Origin of the sequence: Pseudidiomarina gelatinasegens, assembly GCF_004025325.1 — a bacterium.
GTDB classification, from domain to species: Bacteria; Pseudomonadota; Gammaproteobacteria; order Enterobacterales; family Alteromonadaceae; genus Pseudidiomarina; species Pseudidiomarina gelatinasegens.
Map to the genome: position 1 here is coordinate 90,164 of NZ_RSFE01000006.1, position 17,788 is coordinate 107,951.

At 48.3% G+C, this 17,788-nt stretch carries 14 protein-coding genes; 7 read left to right on the plus strand and 7 right to left on the minus strand.

All coding sequences use genetic code 11. The features are described from left to right. Positions 1–93: 93 nt before the first annotated feature. Entirely contained in the window at positions 94–1,650 is a 1,557-nt protein-coding gene (norR, locus tag EGC76_RS09095) for a nitric oxide reductase transcriptional regulator NorR (RefSeq protein ID WP_128352677.1), read from the plus strand. A 44-nt stretch (positions 1,651–1,694) separates the two neighbouring features. Then, positions 1,695–2,099, plus strand: coding sequence for a YbaN family protein (locus EGC76_RS09100; protein WP_128352678.1), 405 nt, complete (start codon positions 1,695–1,697; stop codon positions 2,097–2,099). Here EGC76_RS09100 and EGC76_RS09105 read toward each other — a convergent pair. The 3 genes from EGC76_RS09105 to ubiU are packed head-to-tail and all read right to left on the minus strand — an operon-like array spanning position 2,096 to position 5,190. Then, positions 2,096–3,301, minus strand: coding sequence for an NnrS family protein (locus EGC76_RS09105; protein ID WP_128352679.1), 1,206 nt, complete (start codon positions 3,299–3,301; stop codon positions 2,096–2,098). The genes EGC76_RS09100 and EGC76_RS09105 overlap by 4 nt on opposite strands. A gap of 12 nt (positions 3,302–3,313) precedes the next feature. Continuing rightward, positions 3,314–4,192 (minus strand): U32 family peptidase, encoded by an 879-nt coding sequence (locus tag EGC76_RS09110; RefSeq protein ID WP_128352680.1) that lies wholly within the window; start codon positions 4,190–4,192, stop codon positions 3,314–3,316. A gap of 2 nt (positions 4,193–4,194) precedes the next feature. Then, positions 4,195–5,190 (minus strand): ubiquinone anaerobic biosynthesis protein UbiU, encoded by a 996-nt coding sequence (gene ubiU / locus EGC76_RS09115; RefSeq protein ID WP_128352681.1) that lies wholly within the window; start codon positions 5,188–5,190, stop codon positions 4,195–4,197. Positions 5,191–5,277: 87 nt separating this feature from the next. On the opposite strand from ubiU, the gene ubiT reads away from it, so the two are divergent. Together ubiT and hemN are read left to right on the plus strand one after the other, a co-directional pair. Then, positions 5,278–5,784 (plus strand): ubiquinone anaerobic biosynthesis accessory factor UbiT, encoded by a 507-nt coding sequence (gene ubiT / locus EGC76_RS09120; protein ID WP_128352682.1) that lies wholly within the window; start codon positions 5,278–5,280, stop codon positions 5,782–5,784. 125 nt (positions 5,785–5,909) lie between these two features. Beyond that, positions 5,910–7,289, plus strand: a complete 1,380-nt coding sequence (hemN, locus tag EGC76_RS09125) for an oxygen-independent coproporphyrinogen III oxidase (RefSeq protein ID WP_128352683.1) — start codon at positions 5,910–5,912, stop codon at positions 7,287–7,289. A gap of 16 nt (positions 7,290–7,305) precedes the next feature. On the opposite strand, the gene nrdD is transcribed toward hemN, so the two are convergent. Together nrdD and nrdG are read right to left on the minus strand one after the other, a co-directional pair. Continuing rightward, the gene (nrdD, locus tag EGC76_RS09130; RefSeq protein ID WP_128352684.1) at positions 7,306–9,141 is read right to left on the minus strand and encodes an anaerobic ribonucleoside-triphosphate reductase; all 1,836 of its coding nucleotides are present in this window, start codon (positions 9,139–9,141) and stop codon (positions 7,306–7,308) included. Positions 9,142–9,176: 35 nt separating this feature from the next. Then, a complete protein-coding gene (nrdG, locus tag EGC76_RS09135) occupies positions 9,177–9,629 on the minus strand; it encodes an anaerobic ribonucleoside-triphosphate reductase activating protein (RefSeq protein ID WP_128352685.1) in 453 nt (150 codons plus the stop codon). A gap of 412 nt (positions 9,630–10,041) precedes the next feature. Here nrdG and EGC76_RS09140 point away from each other — a divergent pair, with 412 nt between their 5' ends. Next, a complete protein-coding gene (locus EGC76_RS09140; RefSeq protein ID WP_128352686.1) occupies positions 10,042–12,321 on the plus strand; it encodes a nitric-oxide reductase large subunit in 2,280 nt (759 codons plus the stop codon). 94 nt (positions 12,322–12,415) lie between these two features. On the opposite strand, the gene EGC76_RS09145 is transcribed toward EGC76_RS09140, so the two are convergent. Further along, positions 12,416–13,630, minus strand: coding sequence for a permease (locus tag EGC76_RS09145; RefSeq protein WP_128352687.1), 1,215 nt, complete (start codon positions 13,628–13,630; stop codon positions 12,416–12,418). Positions 13,631–13,775: 145 nt separating this feature from the next. Between EGC76_RS09145 and EGC76_RS09150 the strand changes: the two genes are divergently transcribed. Continuing rightward, a complete protein-coding gene (locus EGC76_RS09150; RefSeq protein WP_128352688.1) occupies positions 13,776–15,581 on the plus strand; it encodes an ATP-binding protein in 1,806 nt (601 codons plus the stop codon). Here the strand turns inward: EGC76_RS09150 and EGC76_RS09155 are convergent. Continuing rightward, positions 15,578–16,897 (minus strand): MFS transporter, encoded by a 1,320-nt coding sequence (locus tag EGC76_RS09155; RefSeq protein WP_128352689.1) that lies wholly within the window; start codon positions 16,895–16,897, stop codon positions 15,578–15,580. The two genes, EGC76_RS09150 and EGC76_RS09155, sit on opposite strands and share 4 nt — an antisense overlap. A 208-nt stretch (positions 16,898–17,105) precedes the next feature. Here EGC76_RS09155 and narL point away from each other — a divergent pair, with 208 nt between their 5' ends. Continuing rightward, entirely contained in the window at positions 17,106–17,750 is a 645-nt protein-coding gene (gene narL, locus EGC76_RS09160; RefSeq protein ID WP_128352690.1) for a two-component system response regulator NarL, read from the plus strand. The last annotated feature ends 38 nt before the right edge of the window (positions 17,751–17,788 follow it).

The following is a 17,788-nucleotide window of genomic DNA, read 5'->3' on the forward strand; positions in this document are numbered from 1 at the left end:
TACCCACTTTGATTTATATCGAGTTTTTGGTCGGGATGGTAAATTAAACCCATATTTAATCGGGTCATTAGGCCCTAAAGGGTTGTTTATACCATGCAAGATGTCACGTTACTCGAAACGCTTATTGCTGATTTAGTGACCGATTTGCCGGCTGTAATTCGGCTGGAAAAGTTGGTTAAAACACTGCGTGCCCATTTTAACTGTGGCGCTGTGGTTATTCTGAAACACGATCAAGACATGCTGCGACCGATTGCGAGCACGGGGCTGCGACGTGAGGCCTTGGGGCGGCGATTCTTGGTACAGCAACACCCACGTTTGGCACGCATTCTAAGCAATCGCGAAACTGTTCGCTTTGAGCCGGACAGTGCGCTTCCCGATCCCTATGATGGCCTTATTGAAGATAGTCCTGACGGCCACCTTGCCGTGCATGACTGCATGGGAATTAGTTTACATATTGAGGGCAAGATATGGGGCGTGCTAACACTGGATGCTCTAGACCCTGGTACCTTTGATGCGCAAACCATGCAAGCTTTGCAACGGGCTAGCTTACTGGTTGAAGCTGCTATTCGTATGGGCTTAATCGAACAGAACATTCGTGCGCTTCGCAACAATCGTCGCGATAGTGAGTATTCACTGACAAGCAATGGCACCGACAGCCAAGATATTATCGGTCACAGTGCAGCGCTGACAGCCGTGCTGCAAGAACTAGACGTTGTAGCCGGCTCTGATCTACCCGTTTTATTACTTGGCGAAACGGGTGTTGGTAAAGAACTTTTCGCACGCCAACTGCACCGCTTGTCGCCACGCAGTAGCAAACCTATGGTGTATGTGAATTGCGCCGCACTGCCCGAAACACTCGCGGAAAGCGAATTGTTTGGTCATACCCGAGGCGCATATTCTGGTGCTACAGGTGAGCGCGCGGGAAGATTTGACAGTGCGGATGGTGGCACTATTTTCCTTGATGAAGTGGGTGAGTTACCACTGTCCATTCAAGCAAAGCTACTGCGCGTATTGCAGAACGGAGAAATTCAACGACTGGGCAGTGATAAATCACACACGGTAAATGTTCGTATCGTCGCCGCGACCAACCGCGATTTGAAACAACAAATTAAGTCCGGCGATTTCCGCGCAGATTTGTATCACCGCTTATCTGTTTATCCGTTACCGATTCCGCCGCTGCGTGACCGGCAAGATGATATTGCCGTGCTGGCCGGCCACTTTTTAGAGCTCAACCGAGCCCGTCTTGGCGTGCGAGCGCTGCGTTTATCAGCCGCAGCCGAACAGGCCTTGCACCGCTATGACTGGCCTGGTAACGTCCGCGAACTCGAGCACACTATCAGTCGTGCTGCCATAAAAGCGCTAAGTTTAGGAGCTCGGCGGGATGATATCGTCAGCATTGAAGCCGAGCTGCTCGACTTACCAAACGCAGTGGTCCAGACCGTTTCAACTCAAGACTTGCCTTTACCACGCGTGACAGGAACACTTGAGGCAGGTTCGCTGAACCTGAAAAATGCGATTCAAACGGTGCAACGTGAACTCATTCAGCAAGCACTTGAGCAAACAGACTATAAATGGACGCAAGCAGCTCGTATACTGGACCTTGACCCGAGTAACTTGCATAAACTCGCAGGTCGCTTAGGGCTCAAGTAAATGTCTCCACTGTTGGCATAACTTTCAAGCGAGCTGAATCTGGCATGACTGTAATCCTGCGCATCATTATATGGCGCACTATCGCTATTTTATCATTGCTTCTGGGGTTTATTGGGCTACTGTTGCCGATAATGCCTACGGTGCCGTTTTTACTGGTAGCCGCTTGGGCTGGCGGCAAAGGCTGGCCGGTATTGGAGCAAAAACTGCTGGAACACCCCAAGTACGGCCCTCAGATTATCGCCTGGCGTGAATACGGTGTGGTGAAGCGGCAACCCAAAGTGATTGCCAGCATTATGATGGCTGGCAGTTCTATCATGCTGACTTTCAGCCCTGTGCACATCGCCTTAAAACTTGGCGTTATTGGCACGATGGCAACGGTTGCGGTATGGCTATGGCTGCGCCCAGAAGCTGCACCCACAAAACCACCCGCAACCGAATCGAACGATTAGCCCGGACGCCCGTCTGGTCGTGGGGTAATTAAGATAGGCAAATACACCACAACATAAATCAAATACGCCAGAATCCACGCGGCGGCACTAAACATAAACCATGACATGCTGAATTCAGGCACCAGCCAGGTTAATAGAACCCGCGAAAGTGCCGCAACGGCCACCAACAAAAACGCCAATGACATAATTGCTTTCGGCTGCAGCGGTCGCCCACTGTGCCCTAAGGATACGCGGGCAATCATCGCCAAAATCATATTGCCCATCGCACCGGCGGTAATCGCATGCAGCGCAATGGAGTTGCTGATATTAAAGCCCAGTTCGCGCAGCGCGAATAGCGCCAAACCCAATGGAATAAACCAATACGCGATATGCAACGACCACAGCAGCGGAACGCGCAGCGTAATCCAAATGCGCCAGCGCAAACAGCGAACACCCAAAGCAACTGCGCTGATGGCGTAAATCGCGGCCATGACGACGTCAGGTAATTGCGCACTGAACAACGTGATATTCAAAATGAAGACTAACCACAGGCTGCCCAAGCCAATTCGGTCAAGCCATACGATAGGCTCAGCTTTGGTGGTCATGGTGCCATTGGCGGTAAACATTGGAATAACGCGGCCACCAACAATTGCCATCAATAACGCCAACAGCCAAACGGCATTCTGACTACCGAGCTGTTGAATATCAAAGCGCTCGCTAACCAAACCGTAGTGCATCAAAGCATTACAAAAGGTCAGTAGAAATAACACCGGTACGAAAAACAGATTGCGCTGTTGCTTTACTTTTATCAGTGGCACCGCGAGTAAAATCGCAGACAGAGGCAGAAACAGTAAATCAATGCCCGCAACCAGCCAAGCTGGTAGATTGGCCCCAAACAGAAATGCCAAGCGCCCCAATAACCACACCGTGGTAAGAATACCCAACGCGCGACCATGGGTGGCGCGCATACCTGTCCAGTTCTGCACCGCGGTTAACAAGAAGCCCACTACGATGGCGGCGACAAAGCCAAAGATCATCTCGTGTGCATGCCAGACCAACACATTGCCGTACACTGGCAGCGAAATGGTACCTGCTAGTGCTAGAATCCAGAGCAACATGGCAATGGCGCTAAAGCTGGCACCGAGCAAAAACATGGGGCGAAAGGCTTGGCGTAGTAGCGGCCACATTTTTTGTTCGACCTGAAGATCGGTAATTTGTAGCATGATGAATCCTTTTTAGTCGAGCTGTTGAACCAAGCCAGCTAATGCCAGCCAATAGCCGTTGCTATCGTTCTTTTCGAGTTTTTGTGGTTGATTTCCCGTAGTATTGGCACGGAACTTTTCCAACCAATCAAAAGTTCCGGTCAGCTGCGGGCTTAGTCGCACTACGTCAACCAGTCCGGCCATATTGGGCAACTGGTTAATCAGGTTGTAGCGGCTTCCCGACTGGGTTTGGATGCCGTTCAAAATAAACACCTGTTGCCCTTCTTGGCTCTCCACCGGGCGCCCTTCCGGATAGTTGATACACACCAATTCACACTGGTCTTTGGGGCGATTTTCAGAACGTGCGGTGAAACACCGCCCGGACCACGCAAGCGGCATATGCCCCAGGGCAAATACTTCCACTTCAAAGCAGTCGCGCACATCGTGCACCATCGGCTGCTGAAGCAGCTTCGCCAGCCATTCACGCGACAGCTCGACTGGCATCACCCAACGGCTCATTCCTAAACTCATTAATTTTCGCAGTGTATGGTGGTTGTAGCAGTTAATTGCAGGCCCTGCAACGAAGGGTAATTTTTGCTCCTGCAAATATGGAATCGCGCCCACGTCATTAGCTTCAACCAGAAAATCGCCATTGTCACAATATTTGCGCAGCTCACGTAACTCAGATGGCGCCTCTAACAGGGTCATAGTCGACAGACACACTTGTTTACCCGCCTCACGCAACATATGGGCTATCGCCATATAATCTTCAAACTTCAGTTCACGGCGTTTGCTGCATACGGTTTCGCCGAGGTAAACAATATCTACCGCTGAGTCTGCGGCTTGCTTATAGAAGTTTTCGACCACTTGTTTCGGCCAAAAATATTGAATTGCTCCTAGAGAAAATTTCATAGTTACTTCCATTTCCGGTGGTAGGCACCTAAAGTTGTTTGACTGCCTTCTGAAAGTCCTGCTAGCACGTGATCCCATTGGTGCTGGACCGCAAACTGTTCGCTATCCGCCATTACTGCGTCGATCGCTTGGCGCCAGACTTGGGTTATCTGCGCGACATACGCAGGGCTGCGTTGCCGCCCTTCAATTTTAAGCGAGGCAATTCCCTCTTTATAAAGCTCAGGGAGCAAGCTCAAGGTATTCAAGCTGGTCGGCTCTTCCAGCGCATGATAGGTATCGTCGCCAACTTTGAAGCGCCCTTTGCAAAGGGTTGGGTACCCAGCCGTTTCATTGGGCGCAAACCGATCAATTAAAATATTGTTTAGGCGTGACTCTAAAGTGCCGTCGTCGGCTTCATCCCAACGTACGTATTTTGCTGGCGAGCAGGCGCCCGCAGTGTTGGGTGATTCACCCGTCATGTACGAACTTAAATAGCAGCGCCCCTCTGCCATAATGCATAGGCTACCGAATGCAAAAACTTCCAATTGCATTTCGCTGGTACGCGCAATGGCGCGTACTTGGTTCATCGATAATACCCGCGGCAACACCACCCGGCTTACGCCAAACTGTTTATAAAACTCAATGGCCGCAGCATTGGTTGCAGACGCCTGCACGGACAAGTGCAACTCTACTTTTGGATAACGTTCAGCGGCATAAGCTAGAACGGCCATGTCGGCTAAAATCAGCACATCTGCGCCCGCCTTAACCGCCATGTCTACCGCTCTGCGCCAGGTTTCAAACGTATCGACATGGGCAAAGGTATTGATTGCAACGTGTAGCTTTTTGCCATGCTGATGCACATAGCGTGCAGCTTCGGTTAAACCGGCTTGATCAAGATTTAAGCCCGCGAAATGGCGCGCGTTGGTTTCATCTTTTAAGCCCACGTACACGGCGTCGGCACCATGTTCAATTGCTGCTTTGAGGGCTGGCATACTGCCAGCAGGGCACAGAAGTTCCATAATTATTGATCCCGTCGATAAACATGCATTCGTAATGAGCATTATAATAGGTTGAAAAATTTCCGGGACATTTATGGACGGCAACTTATGGTTATCCCCAAAGTAGTAGATCACTGGCCACGCGTTATTTCAGGGTTACAACGCATCGGCTCAGCAGCACCTAAACCGCTTTTAGAACATATACTTAGTGGAATGCTGAACCATGTTCTTGATGCCGAGCTGCGGCGCCATAAACTAGACTTCTTGCAGCAACAATGGGTACGTATTGAAGTGCCAGACCTCGCATTAGTATTTTCGGTAACCGTGATTGGTTCTGAGCATCGCGCGCGCCTACGCGCTTCCATGCAACCACAGCACGCCAGCGTAACCATGCGCGGTAATAGTGCGTCGCTGCTACTTATGATGAGCGGTCAGGTGGACCCTGACACCTTGTTTTTCCGCCGCAAGCTGCTGATAAAGGGCGATACCGAATTAGGGCTTGAAGTGAAAAATCTACTCGACACCATTGAACTGGAAGGGCGCTTACCTGCACCGATATATCGTGCCACCCAACAAACGGCAGCACTTATTTTGGCGAAACCTGAATTGCGTTAAGCGATGTGATCAGCCGCCAATTAACTCGTCCTTATACCCCTTCAGGTGTATCAATTTTCTGATCTGCATCATATAAACTGCGCTTAGAAATTCACAGGTAAGGGGTTTTCCCCCAGGGTGTCAGCATGACCAATAACGCAAACCAGATTGTTTGGAGCCAAGCGCTCATCGACAAGTACAACATCAATGGACCACGCTATACGTCTTATCCGACAGCGTTGGCACTGCACAATAAGTTTCCATTGAGTACCATGGAGCAAACGCTCGCTAACGCCCCTGACGAATTGAGCTTATACATTCACTTACCGTTCTGCATTAAGCTTTGCTATTACTGTGGTTGTAATAAAGTTATCACCCGCCACCAGCACAAAGCCGACATTTATTTGGACTATTTAGCCAAAGAGATGGCAATGTACAAAGCGCTACTGGGCAACCGTAAATTTGAATCGGTGCACATGGGCGGTGGTACACCAACATTCTTGAGTGAAACGCAGTTATCGCGTTTGATGGCTTTATTACACGAACATTTTAGTTTCACGGATAACACGGAATGGTCTATCGAAATTGACCCACGTAGCTGCAGTGATGATAAATTACGTCATTTGCGCAAGCTCGGTTTTGACCGCGTTAGTTATGGTGTGCAAGACTTCGACGCCAAAGTACAGATTGCGATCAACCGGGTGCAAGACACCGACATGATCAAGCACCAAATCGCCTTAAGCAAAGAGCTTGGTTTTCGCTCAATCAACCTTGATTTGATTTACGGCTTACCCTATCAGCGGCCGGAAACTTTTGCGGCGTCAATTGATCAGGTCATTGAATTAAACCCTGACCGCGTCTCGCTATTTAGTTATGCGCATTTGCCTTCGCGTTTTGCGGGACAGCGTAAAATTGATGAGTCAAGCTTACCAACCGCGCCGATTAAACTTGAATTACTGCAGTTAGGCATTACCAAGTTTACCGCGGCCGGCTATCAGTTTATTGGTATGGACCACTTTGCGAAAACTGACGATACCTTAGCGCAAGCCCAGCAACGCGGTGAGTTACAACGTAACTTCCAAGGCTATACCACATCGGGTCAAGATGCCTTGTTAGGTATTGGCGCATCGTCGATTAGCCAAATTGATGGGGTGTTGTGGCAAAACGTGAAAGAGTTGCCTTCTTATTACAAAGCTATCAATAGCGACACCCTGCCGATTGTGAAAGGTTTTGAATTGAATGCTGATGATAAATTGCGTGCGGCGTTAATTTCGCAAGTAATCTGTCATTTCGATTTAGACATTCAGGAATTTGCCAACAGCTGGAACATTGAGGATTTTTGGGACTACTTTGCCGATGCCAAGCGCAAACTGGAACCATTTATCGAAGATGGCTTGGTTGAGCTTGATGCCAACCAATTGCGCGTCACGACCCTTGGTCGGCTTTGGGTGCGCAGTATCTGTGCTTGCTTTGATGCGTATCTTGACGATTCAGCCACTGCACCGCGTTACTCCAAAGTGGTGTAACGCGGCGCCAGCAATCTTAACTTGCTTGCTTGAGCGCATTGGCTTGCGCTCGAGCACCAGCAATACTGGTGTCTTGTTGCTTGCGATGATAATGCCGCGCTGCATGCTCTTGGCGACGCCCTGAGCTAAACGCTGACACCCGCTTCAAATAGCCAATCACGCGCGTACCGTAGTCAATATCGGTAGAGCCACATGCTGAGCACTCGCAAAGCGTGCGCTTATCAATTTTTTCACAGGCGTTACAAATGGTGATTTTTACATTAATGCAGAAATAATTGCAGCCGGTGGTTGCGGCAATATTGAGCATCGACAAGTAGCCGTCTGTTGTCAGCTTTTCATCTAAATTCAAATGCAACGCTGAGCCGCCATCTAGAAACTCAATGAGCTCGTCGCCGTGCATGATGAACTTGTCCAGCGAGTTGGTCGCATCATCTTCCACCACATAGAAATACGAGTTATAACAGTCGCGTGGCACAAAATAGCCGTCTTCACGATCCCACTTCGCATTTTTAACACCGAGGTTTTCCGCGGGGACAAATTCAGTGTTAAACATGTAGCCATATTCTTGCTTCGCGCGTTTGTTCGCGTCATAAATGACTTTTAAATGGCGTTGCACAAACTCAATGTAGTCGCGATTATTACTGGCAACCAAGCCTTGCGATTCGGCAGCTTCGACCATGCCATTAATACCAATCGTCAAAAACTGTTTATCCAGTGAGATAAACCCAGCATCGTAAACGGTGAGCAGCCCCGCGGCTTTGTAGTCTTCCATAATCTTCCGGTACGCCACTTGGTACTTCTGGATTTTCTCAATTTCTGTTTCCAGATCACGACCATCCTGAACCAGTCGATTCATATTAATGGTAATGACGTTGATTGACCCGGTCGCCACCCCACCCGCACCAAGCGTGTAGGAAAACGTATTATCACTAATCTCACTGCGCAGGCGGCAACAGGAAGCCAGTGAATCAGCATTTGGTGACAGGTAAACAAAGAATGAGTTGCCATCAGCAAGTTCGTGCGCAATATGGCGTGCAAACTCCTGATCTTTGCATTGCCCTTGGTCAGTCAACATCGCCACCGTTACCACTGGAAACGTTAAAATGGTTTTCTTGCGCTCTTCGTTAAACCAATGCAAGAAGAAGTCTTGCAGTTTACTAACTGACGCCCAGCTGCTCTTACTAAAGTCGGGGAACACAAAGTCACCGAACATGCTTTCAAAGTAATGCTGGTCGTATATCGAAATATTCCAAAACACACTTTGATAGCCACGCGCAGCCGCAGGTTGATTTAACGCATAAACGACATGTTGTAGGTGGTTTGCAATCTCATGGGGGTGTGTTTCAAGGTAATTATCACCGTAGTCACGACGCGCAAAATGATCAAAATACGCAAGAAATTCTACCGTGGCCACCGCACCAGCAAACTGTGAACTTACCGCAAATACAAAATTGACAAAGGTGCCACAGAAGCTTTCCAAGTGTTTAGGTGCTTTCGACTCGCCGCCAAGTTTAGTTAAGCCGTCACGCAAAAATGGGTACATGGTTACGGACACGCAATAGGGCTTTAAGCTGGTTTCGTCATGCACATAAATTTCATGATCTTCAATTTGGCGAATGTATTCTTGCCCCAGTTCCGAGCCAAATAATTCGCTGATTTTGGTGCTCACTTGCTTGCGGTTAACTTGCACAAAAAAGTCTTTCATTAACTCCGCTTCTAAGGTCGCAATGTTCTTTTGGGTAACATTCGCATTGGCGTCCATCTTCGAGCCATCAGCAGCATTTTGCGCTGATAAATAGTGTTTGATGAAATCCATTTTTGCGTCAACTTGTTCTGGGTTTAAGCGCAACATGGCTACTCTCCTTATTTATATTTGTAATGATCCGGTTAACTTGCAAGGAACCGGCAGTTCAGCAATTGCTGGGTGCGTAAGTCATAAAATTTTTGATTGGTGCTTGAGCTATCAAGCCCGCCTAAACTGGCCACCCAGGGGCCGGTTTTGAGGTAGGTCAAATGTTGTTTAATCTGCAGCGACACATCGTCGTAACCCGTGTATAAACAGGTTTGTAGTCCAGCATTTCGTGCTTGCTGTAATCGCGCAATTAACGTTTCAGGCTGCCATTCGCCGCCTAAAAACAGCACACAAGTAATTAAGTTTCGGTATTGCGCCAAGCGCGCAGCAAAATAGTCAGCGGTCAGCTGCTCGCCGCTGCCAACGGGCCAGCTATCGACACTGTGGCAACCTTTGCATCCAACTGGGCATCCGGTGATGGTGTAAGCTAGAGAGACCTCTCCAGGCACCTCCTGAAACACCACTTGTTCTGCGCTGTATCGCAACATGAAACACCTATATATTGTGTACGTATTTATATATATGTCTATATATTGTGTTTTGATGCTATCAGCATAGACGCGGCATAACTTGCTGCATTGATCTGGATCAATAAAAACTACCCCCAATGGGTATACCCCTTAGATTCCTTTCAGTTACCTCTTTAGCTCAATTTTTAATGGCGCAAGCCCATGCGATTCTATACGCGGGTAATTTCTACCAAGGCGGTTTAAATGACTGCGCAAGAGATGGGTTGATTTAACCCACAAGGATTAAATTTCCGTGCTATTTCAGCTAAATACAAAGTGGCACGGAGCTTGCTATAAGGATCAACGTGCGCGCTAGTCACATCTGACCCAGTGCAAACTTGATTAAAGGGAGAATCAACAATGCAACAACATCAACAGCCGGAGGTGCCAAATGGCCGGTTATAAAAAATTATGGTGGATACTGATAGCCATTTTGGCCATCACCTTTGGTGTCCTCGGATACTTCGGTAAAGAAGTTTACCGTGTCGCTCCGCCGATTCCTGATCAAGTCATGACCGAATCAGGTCACGTTTTGATGACGGAAGAGTCGATTCTTGACGGGCAAACCGCCTGGCAATCAGTCGGTGGCATGCAATTGGGCTCTATTTGGGGTCATGGCGCATACCAAGCACCTGACTGGACAGCCGATTGGTTGCACCGCGAATTAGTGGCTTGGTTAGAAATAACCGCCCAAAAAAATTACGGACAAAGCTATGAAAGCCTAACCGCAGCACAACAAAACTCGCTACAGTTCGAGCTGAAACAAGCTTACCGTCACCCAGCTTATGACGCCGCAACGGACACCTTGGTTGTCGGTGATGTGCGTGCACAAGCTATTGCGGAAACTGCGGATTACTACAAACGTCTTTTCAGTGATGACTTGTCGTTAAAAAGCACGCGTGAAAACTATGCAATGAAAGAAAACACATTGCCAAGCTTAGAGCGCCGCGAAGTGATGACTCAGTTCTTTTTCTGGACTGCATGGTCAGCCGCAACCGAGCGTCCTGATAGCGATGTGACCTATACCAACAACTGGCCGCATGAGCCGTTAATTGACAACAAGCCAAGTGCCGAGAATTTGATTTGGTCTTTAGTGTCAATCATCCTGCTTATTGCCGGTGTCGGTGGCTTGATTTGGGCTTGGGCCTTCTTACGTGATCACGACGAAGAAGAAACGGAAGCGCCGAAAAAAGATCCAATCAGCTTGGTAAATCTAACCCCGTCACAAAAAGCACTGGGGAAGTACCTGTTCTTGGTCATGGCGCTATTTATCGTACAGATATTCTTAGGCGGCTTCACTGCGCATTACACCGTTGAAGGCCAAGAGTTCTACGGTATTAACGTGTCGCAGTGGTTCCCCTATTCTTTAGTACGCACCTGGCACATACAGGCGGCGCTCTTCTGGATTGCAACCGGCTTCTTAGCGGCGGGATTATTCTTAGCACCGATTATTAACGGTGGTAAAGACCCGAAATTCCAAAAGCTTGGGGTTGATATCCTGTTCTGGGCTCTGGTTGTGGTTGTTGCCGGTTCGTTTATTGGTAACTACTTGGCCATTGCGCAAATCATGCCTGAGCACCTCAGCTTCTGGCTGGGTCACCAAGGCTATGAATACGTCGATTTAGGGCGTTTGTGGCAAATTGGTAAGTTCCTTGGCATCGTATTCTGGCTCGGTTTGATGCTACGCGGCGTTGTTGGCGCGTTCAAACAGCCTGGCGACAAGAACTTGTTAGCGCTACTAACCGCTTCTGTGGTTGCAATTGGCTTGTTCTACGGTGCTGGCTTCTTCTACGGCGAACGCACTCACTTATCCGTGATGGAATACTGGCGCTGGTGGATCGTTCACCTGTGGGTTGAAGGCTTCTTTGAAGTGTTTGCAACTGCAGCGTTAGCGTTCATCTTTAATAGCATGGGCCTTGTGTCTCGCCGTATGGCAACTGCTGCAGCATTGGCCTCAGCGTCACTGTTCATGTTAGGCGGCGTACCTGGTACCTTCCACCACTTGTACTTCTCAGGTACCACAACACCAATCATGGCTGTTGGCGCAACGTTCTCTGCGCTTGAAGTAGTGCCATTGGTAGTACTAGGTTATGAAGCATGGGAAAACTGGAGCTTGCAACGTCGCGCCGAGTGGATGCAACGTATCAAGTGGCCACTACTGTGCTTTGTTGCTGTAGCATTCTGGAACTTCTTAGGTGCTGGCGTATTGGGCTTCATGATCAACCCACCAATCGCGCTGTATTACATCCAAGGCCTGAATACCACACCAACCCACGCTCACGCGGCATTGTTTGGGGTGTATGGCTTCTTAGCAATCGGTTTCGTACTGTTAATCTTGCGCTACATTCGTCCGAACTTCGCGTTTAACGACAAGATTATGAAAACTGGTTTCTGGTGGTTGAATATCGGCTTGTGCTTGATGTTATTCACCAGCTTGTTACCTATTGGTTTCATCCAGTTCTACGCCTCGGCTACTGAAGGTTTGTGGTACGCACGTAGCGAAGCGTTTATGCAGCAACCATTACTGCAAAGCTTACGCTGGATTCGTACTGTCGGTGACGTCGTATTCATTATTGGCGGACTCGCTGTTGCCTATCAGGTTGTTATTGGCCTGTTTGGTAAGCAGCAAGAAGCTGAAATTGACGCTGAACCCGTAACAGTCAAAAGCTAGGTAGTTTGAAGTAACACAATTTGTGTTGTTGACCGTGGTTACCACGGCAGTGTTAGCCCGAGACCTCCCAACCGTCTCGGGCTTTTTTTATCTTTTATGCAATGACGTAAACAACCGTGCCACCAATCAACCAAACTGCACTGAGCACACAAAGGCCAGCCATAATTTTGTCACTCAGCGATGACTCGCTATGGTCATGATCGTGGTGATCGTGCTCACTGGCTTGTTGTGCCTGACGCCAGAAAACAATCATCACCGCGCTAAGTGCAAGAAAGATTAGGTTCAAAACAAACCCATAATTTAGCTGAAAGTGTTCCTGTTCCGCTGGCGAAGTCCATTGTGATGCATCAGGTAGCAAGTCAAATGCAACCAGGCCGTAGTGCATCACCAATGACGCTGCAACCAGGCATACGAATAGCATCATGGCAATGTACAGCGCCATTTTCCAGCCGTAGTAGCGTGCATTTATTTTCAATACAGGAAGTACAATCAAATCAGAAAATATAAATGCCATGACCCCAGCAAAAGCTACACCCTCACCAAATAACACTGCCGCCAATGGAATGTTCCCCATAGAACCAATAAAGGTAAAGAATGCAGCGATTGGCCCTACCACCGCTTGCTGCAACAGTGACCAAAAACCCGGTTCACCGGCACTGCCAACGCCAACAAAAAGCCACTCGAAAAACGCACTCGGTACGAACGCCGAAATTACACCGGCGACGGTAAAGCCGATAAGAATGTCCTGCCAAACCATTTGCCATTCCATGACATATTTTTGGCCGACTTGCTGCCACGTTTCTTTGCTTAATAAATCAGATAAGGTGCTTTCATGCTGATGCTCGTCTTCGCTGTCTTCGTGACGCGCTTGCTTAATAAGCTTATGTGGATTGGTTAACGTAATAAATAACCACACAAACAGAATCAGCAGCAGCCCGCCAACATACTCGCCAACCACAAACTGCCAGCCTAGAAAAATAGAGATAACAAACCCCAGCTCTATCACTAAGTTTGTTGATGCAAGCATAAACGCCATAGAAGCACTGAAAGCCGCGCCCTTATTAAAGAGCGCGCGGGTAGTCGAAAGTGCAGCAAAACTGCAGGAACTGGAAATGAATCCGAAAAACGTACCTAAGGAAACCGATTTAAGGTTGTTACTGCCCATTGCTTGGCGCATTCGTCGCTTGGTGATTAGCACTTGAATTAAGCTACTTATCAAATAACCTAATACAAAGGCCCATAATGCCATCCAGAAAAAACCAAGGCTGGTATACGCAGATTCTCCCCAAGCGGTTATAAATTCTGTCATTAATTCTCCTTAAGCCGTCAATCTGAGTTCAAAGTATAGCAGTGCACCAAAACCTTTGAGCGAATCATAAAATTCCTGATTCGCACCCAAACGTATTTGGCGTTAAACTATACAGCTACCTGCAACAACGCTCAGTATAGGTGTTATGAATAAATTTTCGATTGTTACACGCATCGGTATTGCCCTAAGCGCTATGGTCGCGTTGACGATACTGACGCTGCTTGCATCATATTGGCTATCAGAAAAGGCTGACCACGATGCTTTGGCGATTAATGTTGCTGGTTCATTACGCTATCAAGCTTACCAATACAGCTGGCATGCCATGCACGACCCAGAAAATGCGGCGACTGTGGCAACTGCGCTCAATGAAAGTTGGAATCACCACGTTTTTAATCGTTTCAAAATTGAAGATAACGAACTAACCGATTTGTACACCGAATCGATGGCAAGCTGGCAAGCATTTCAGCAACAAGTTGCAGCGGGCGAAATCTCCTCGGAACAACTGGTTGCAGCAATCGGCCCACAAATTGATCAAATTAACGAATTCGTTACTGCAATTCAGCAAGATGCTGAACAGCGCATTCGCTCCATTCGCTCTATTCAAGTGTTGTCTCTATTTGCCAGTATTGGCCTGGCCTTAGTTATTTTCTACTGGCTGCGCACGCGCGTTCGCTACCCGCTGGAAGTGCTCACACAAGCTGCTCGCCGAATTGGCCAAGGTGATTTTACCGCGCGCGTGAAGCACCCGATGAAAGATGAGCTCGGTGTACTTGCCGGTACCCTAAACAAAATGAATGAAGCTATCGGTTTTATGTACGGCAACCTTGAAAAGCGTGTCGACGAGCAAACACAAGCTATTCAGAAGTCGAATATTCGACTGCAATTCTTATACGATACCGCACGCACCATCATCGAACACTCACCGGGGTATCATGACTTTACCGCGATTGTAAACGGCCTGAAACGGGCCTCTGAAGTGGATGATATTGAACTGTGTTTAATCACAGAAGCGGGCAACAAGCCGTATTTACAGGTGCAACCCATTGGCGCGCCCATTGACCCCTGTGAAGGCGTAGACTGCAGTCAGTGCGTCAATGCTGGTGGTGGTGTGTCGGTCATGGATGGTTTGCGCATTTATCGCTTCCCAATCGATCGTGAAGATCATAATTACGGGGTACTTGTTGCGCGCTGCCCAATTAGCGAACAACTCAGTGACTGGCAACAGCAGCTCATTCAGTCGGTTGCCGACCAGCTTGCTGTGGCATTAAGTTTGAAACAAGAAGAAGAGCAAGTGCGACGTTTGGCGCTGATTCAGGAACGCACAGTGATTGCACGCGAACTCCATGATTCATTAGCTCAAGCGCTGTCCTATTTGAAAATTCAGGTCACTCGATTAAACAAAGCCATTGAGAAAGACAACCGAGAAGTTATCGAAGACGTCTCAAAAGAACTGAAAGAAGGTTTGAACGCAGCATACCGTCAATTACGCGAATTACTTACAACCTTCCGTTTAAAAGTGGATGGTGCAGGTATGTTGCATGCACTGCAAACCACCATAAAACAATTTAACGACCAATCAGACATTGCGTTTCGCTTAGACTATCAGTTAGAAAGCACGCCATTGGTACCTCACGAAGAAATTCATTTGCTGCAGATCATTCGTGAAGCTTGTCAGAATGCTATTCATCATAGTCAAGGTACCGATGTGGTCGTGAAACTGGCGCAGGACGAAAATAATGGCATTCACCTAAGCATTGAAGATAACGGTGTTGGTATTCCAGAAAACGCAGAAAAGTTGAATCACTATGGTTTGGCGATCATGCAGGAGCGTAGTCGTCATTTGGGTGGTGCTATTTCCATTCAACGCCGCGCCGTAGGTGGTACAGGGGTGTATTTCGAATTCGCACCGCAGTACATATTAGAACGCCAAGACGCTCCAACAACGGCTTAAGGGTTATAGAACTCAGCTTTATTACGCAGGTACATGTAAGCCACCAACGCTACGCATGCCACGTAGAATAATGCGAATACGAATAGCGCGTAAGCTGGGGTTGCCGTGGTGCTATTTACGTACCACAGCGCCGGAATATACGCTGCACCAGCGCTAGCTACCGCAGTTAACCAACGCAGCGCCAGCGGCAACTGCTCCAGCGGTAACACCACGCTAACACTGCGAAAAATTGCACTACTGGCTGCTCCTGTTGCAATAAAAATAACCAAGAACACCAACAGGTACCCCAGAAACCACTGTTCTGGAAGTGGGCTGTGCGTCGCTTTATAAGTGATGACACCAGCCACCACGCTGCTTATCGCCAACACCACGGCACACCAAAGGGTTACCTTTGAGCCTCCGAACAAATCAGCTAACCAACCACCAAATGGGCGCGCCAAAACCCCCAGCAACGGGCCAATCCATGCGTACGTTAATGCGCTTGGGGTATAAGTTGCGCTGAAGTTTTGCAGGCTTAATGGAAAGGTAATGGTGAACCCAATAAAAGAACCAAACGCCATCACGTACAGTAAGGTCATGACCCACGTATGTTTATTACGCAAAATGGCGCGGTAATGGGTACGGTCGGTAATGGTGCCGAAAGGCTTCGCTGGATCATCTTGGGTACGGCGAGCCACTTGCCAAACAATACTCGCAAGGGCAATCGCCGCGATAATAATCCAGCCCATGTTTGCTAACCATAGCGACGCGCCTGGCGCAATAACGCCAACAATGTCGCCACTGCCATGCGTTGAAACCCAAGGCGTTCCAGCGAGCGCGCCGAATAAATTTATACTCGATAGAAACGGTAATGCCGCTTGCGCGATAACAATACCAATACCGGCAATGCCAGCATTAACCGCGAGGGTCCAACCAAGGCCAGTTTTATCGATTTTGTCATTGCGGGTAAACGCAATAAATTGCGCACCACCAAAGCCACAAGCTACCGCTAACCACTGCAACGCCGAATAGCTCAATGGCGGGTGCATCAGTAGCCACACCATGGCGAATGCGGGAATCAAAAGAGCGGCTGTGCTGAGATAAATAAATCGCGACTGCATAGCGCGCTCACCCAGCCAGAAAAACACAAAATGCCACGCCGTTGCACTAAGCCCAGATAGAGCCAGCAAGCGATATAGCTGTGCGAAGTCAAAGCCAGCATCAACTGAAAACAACTGTACCACGAGCACACTCAAGCTCATCCACAGCGTCATACCAACAATCAAATTGATTGCTGTTGGTTTGTCGACTGTTGATGACGCTCTTACTGTATTCACGCGCTGCTCCATAAAATTTTCCAATGTGTAAACTATGCGTGATCTCGCGCAGTACAACAATTCAGCGGGAGTGATAACCAGCAGGGCATAAGGGGCACGTAAAACTACCCCTTTTGGGTTAGATTGCGCTAACCTATACTTTGTCATGGAACAATGTGTAACAATACTGACCCAACGCAACAAAGTTGATGCAAACAAGGAGCACGTCATGTCTGACACCGCCGCTAGCATAATGCTTGTGGATGACCATCCACTGCTACGCAAGGGTTTGAAACAATTAATCTCGCTTGAAGATGGCCTGGAAGTCGTTGCTGAGTGCAGCAATGGTGCAGATGCCCTTGTTAGAGCAGAAGAGCTGGACCCAGACCTGATTATTCTCGACCTTAATATGCAAGGCATGGATGGCTTAGAAACATTGAAGCGCATGCGCGACAATGGCGTAACCTCACGCATTGTCATGCTGACCGTGTCCGATGCTGATGAAGACGTGGTTACCGCTATCACCAATGGCGCTGATGGCTATTTGTTGAAGGACATGGATCCTGAGTTATTGCTTGAACAGATTCAACGCGCCGTAGATGGGAAAATGGTTTTAAGTGAAGCCATTACCGAAGTGTTAGCAACTGCATTACGCCGCCCTTCAGCACCCACGGCCAGCAAACTGGACGGATTAACAAACCGTGAGCGAGAAATCTTAGAACTTATCGCCAAGGGCATGAGCAACAAGGTTATTGCCCGTGAGCTGGATATATCCGACGGCACGGTAAAAGTGCATGTGAAGCACCTACTTAAAAAACTCGGCTTACGTTCACGCGTAGAAGCCGCTGTATGGATGGTCAATCAAGACACTTAAGTATTGTTGACCAACATCAAAGCATTGCCTAAATAAAC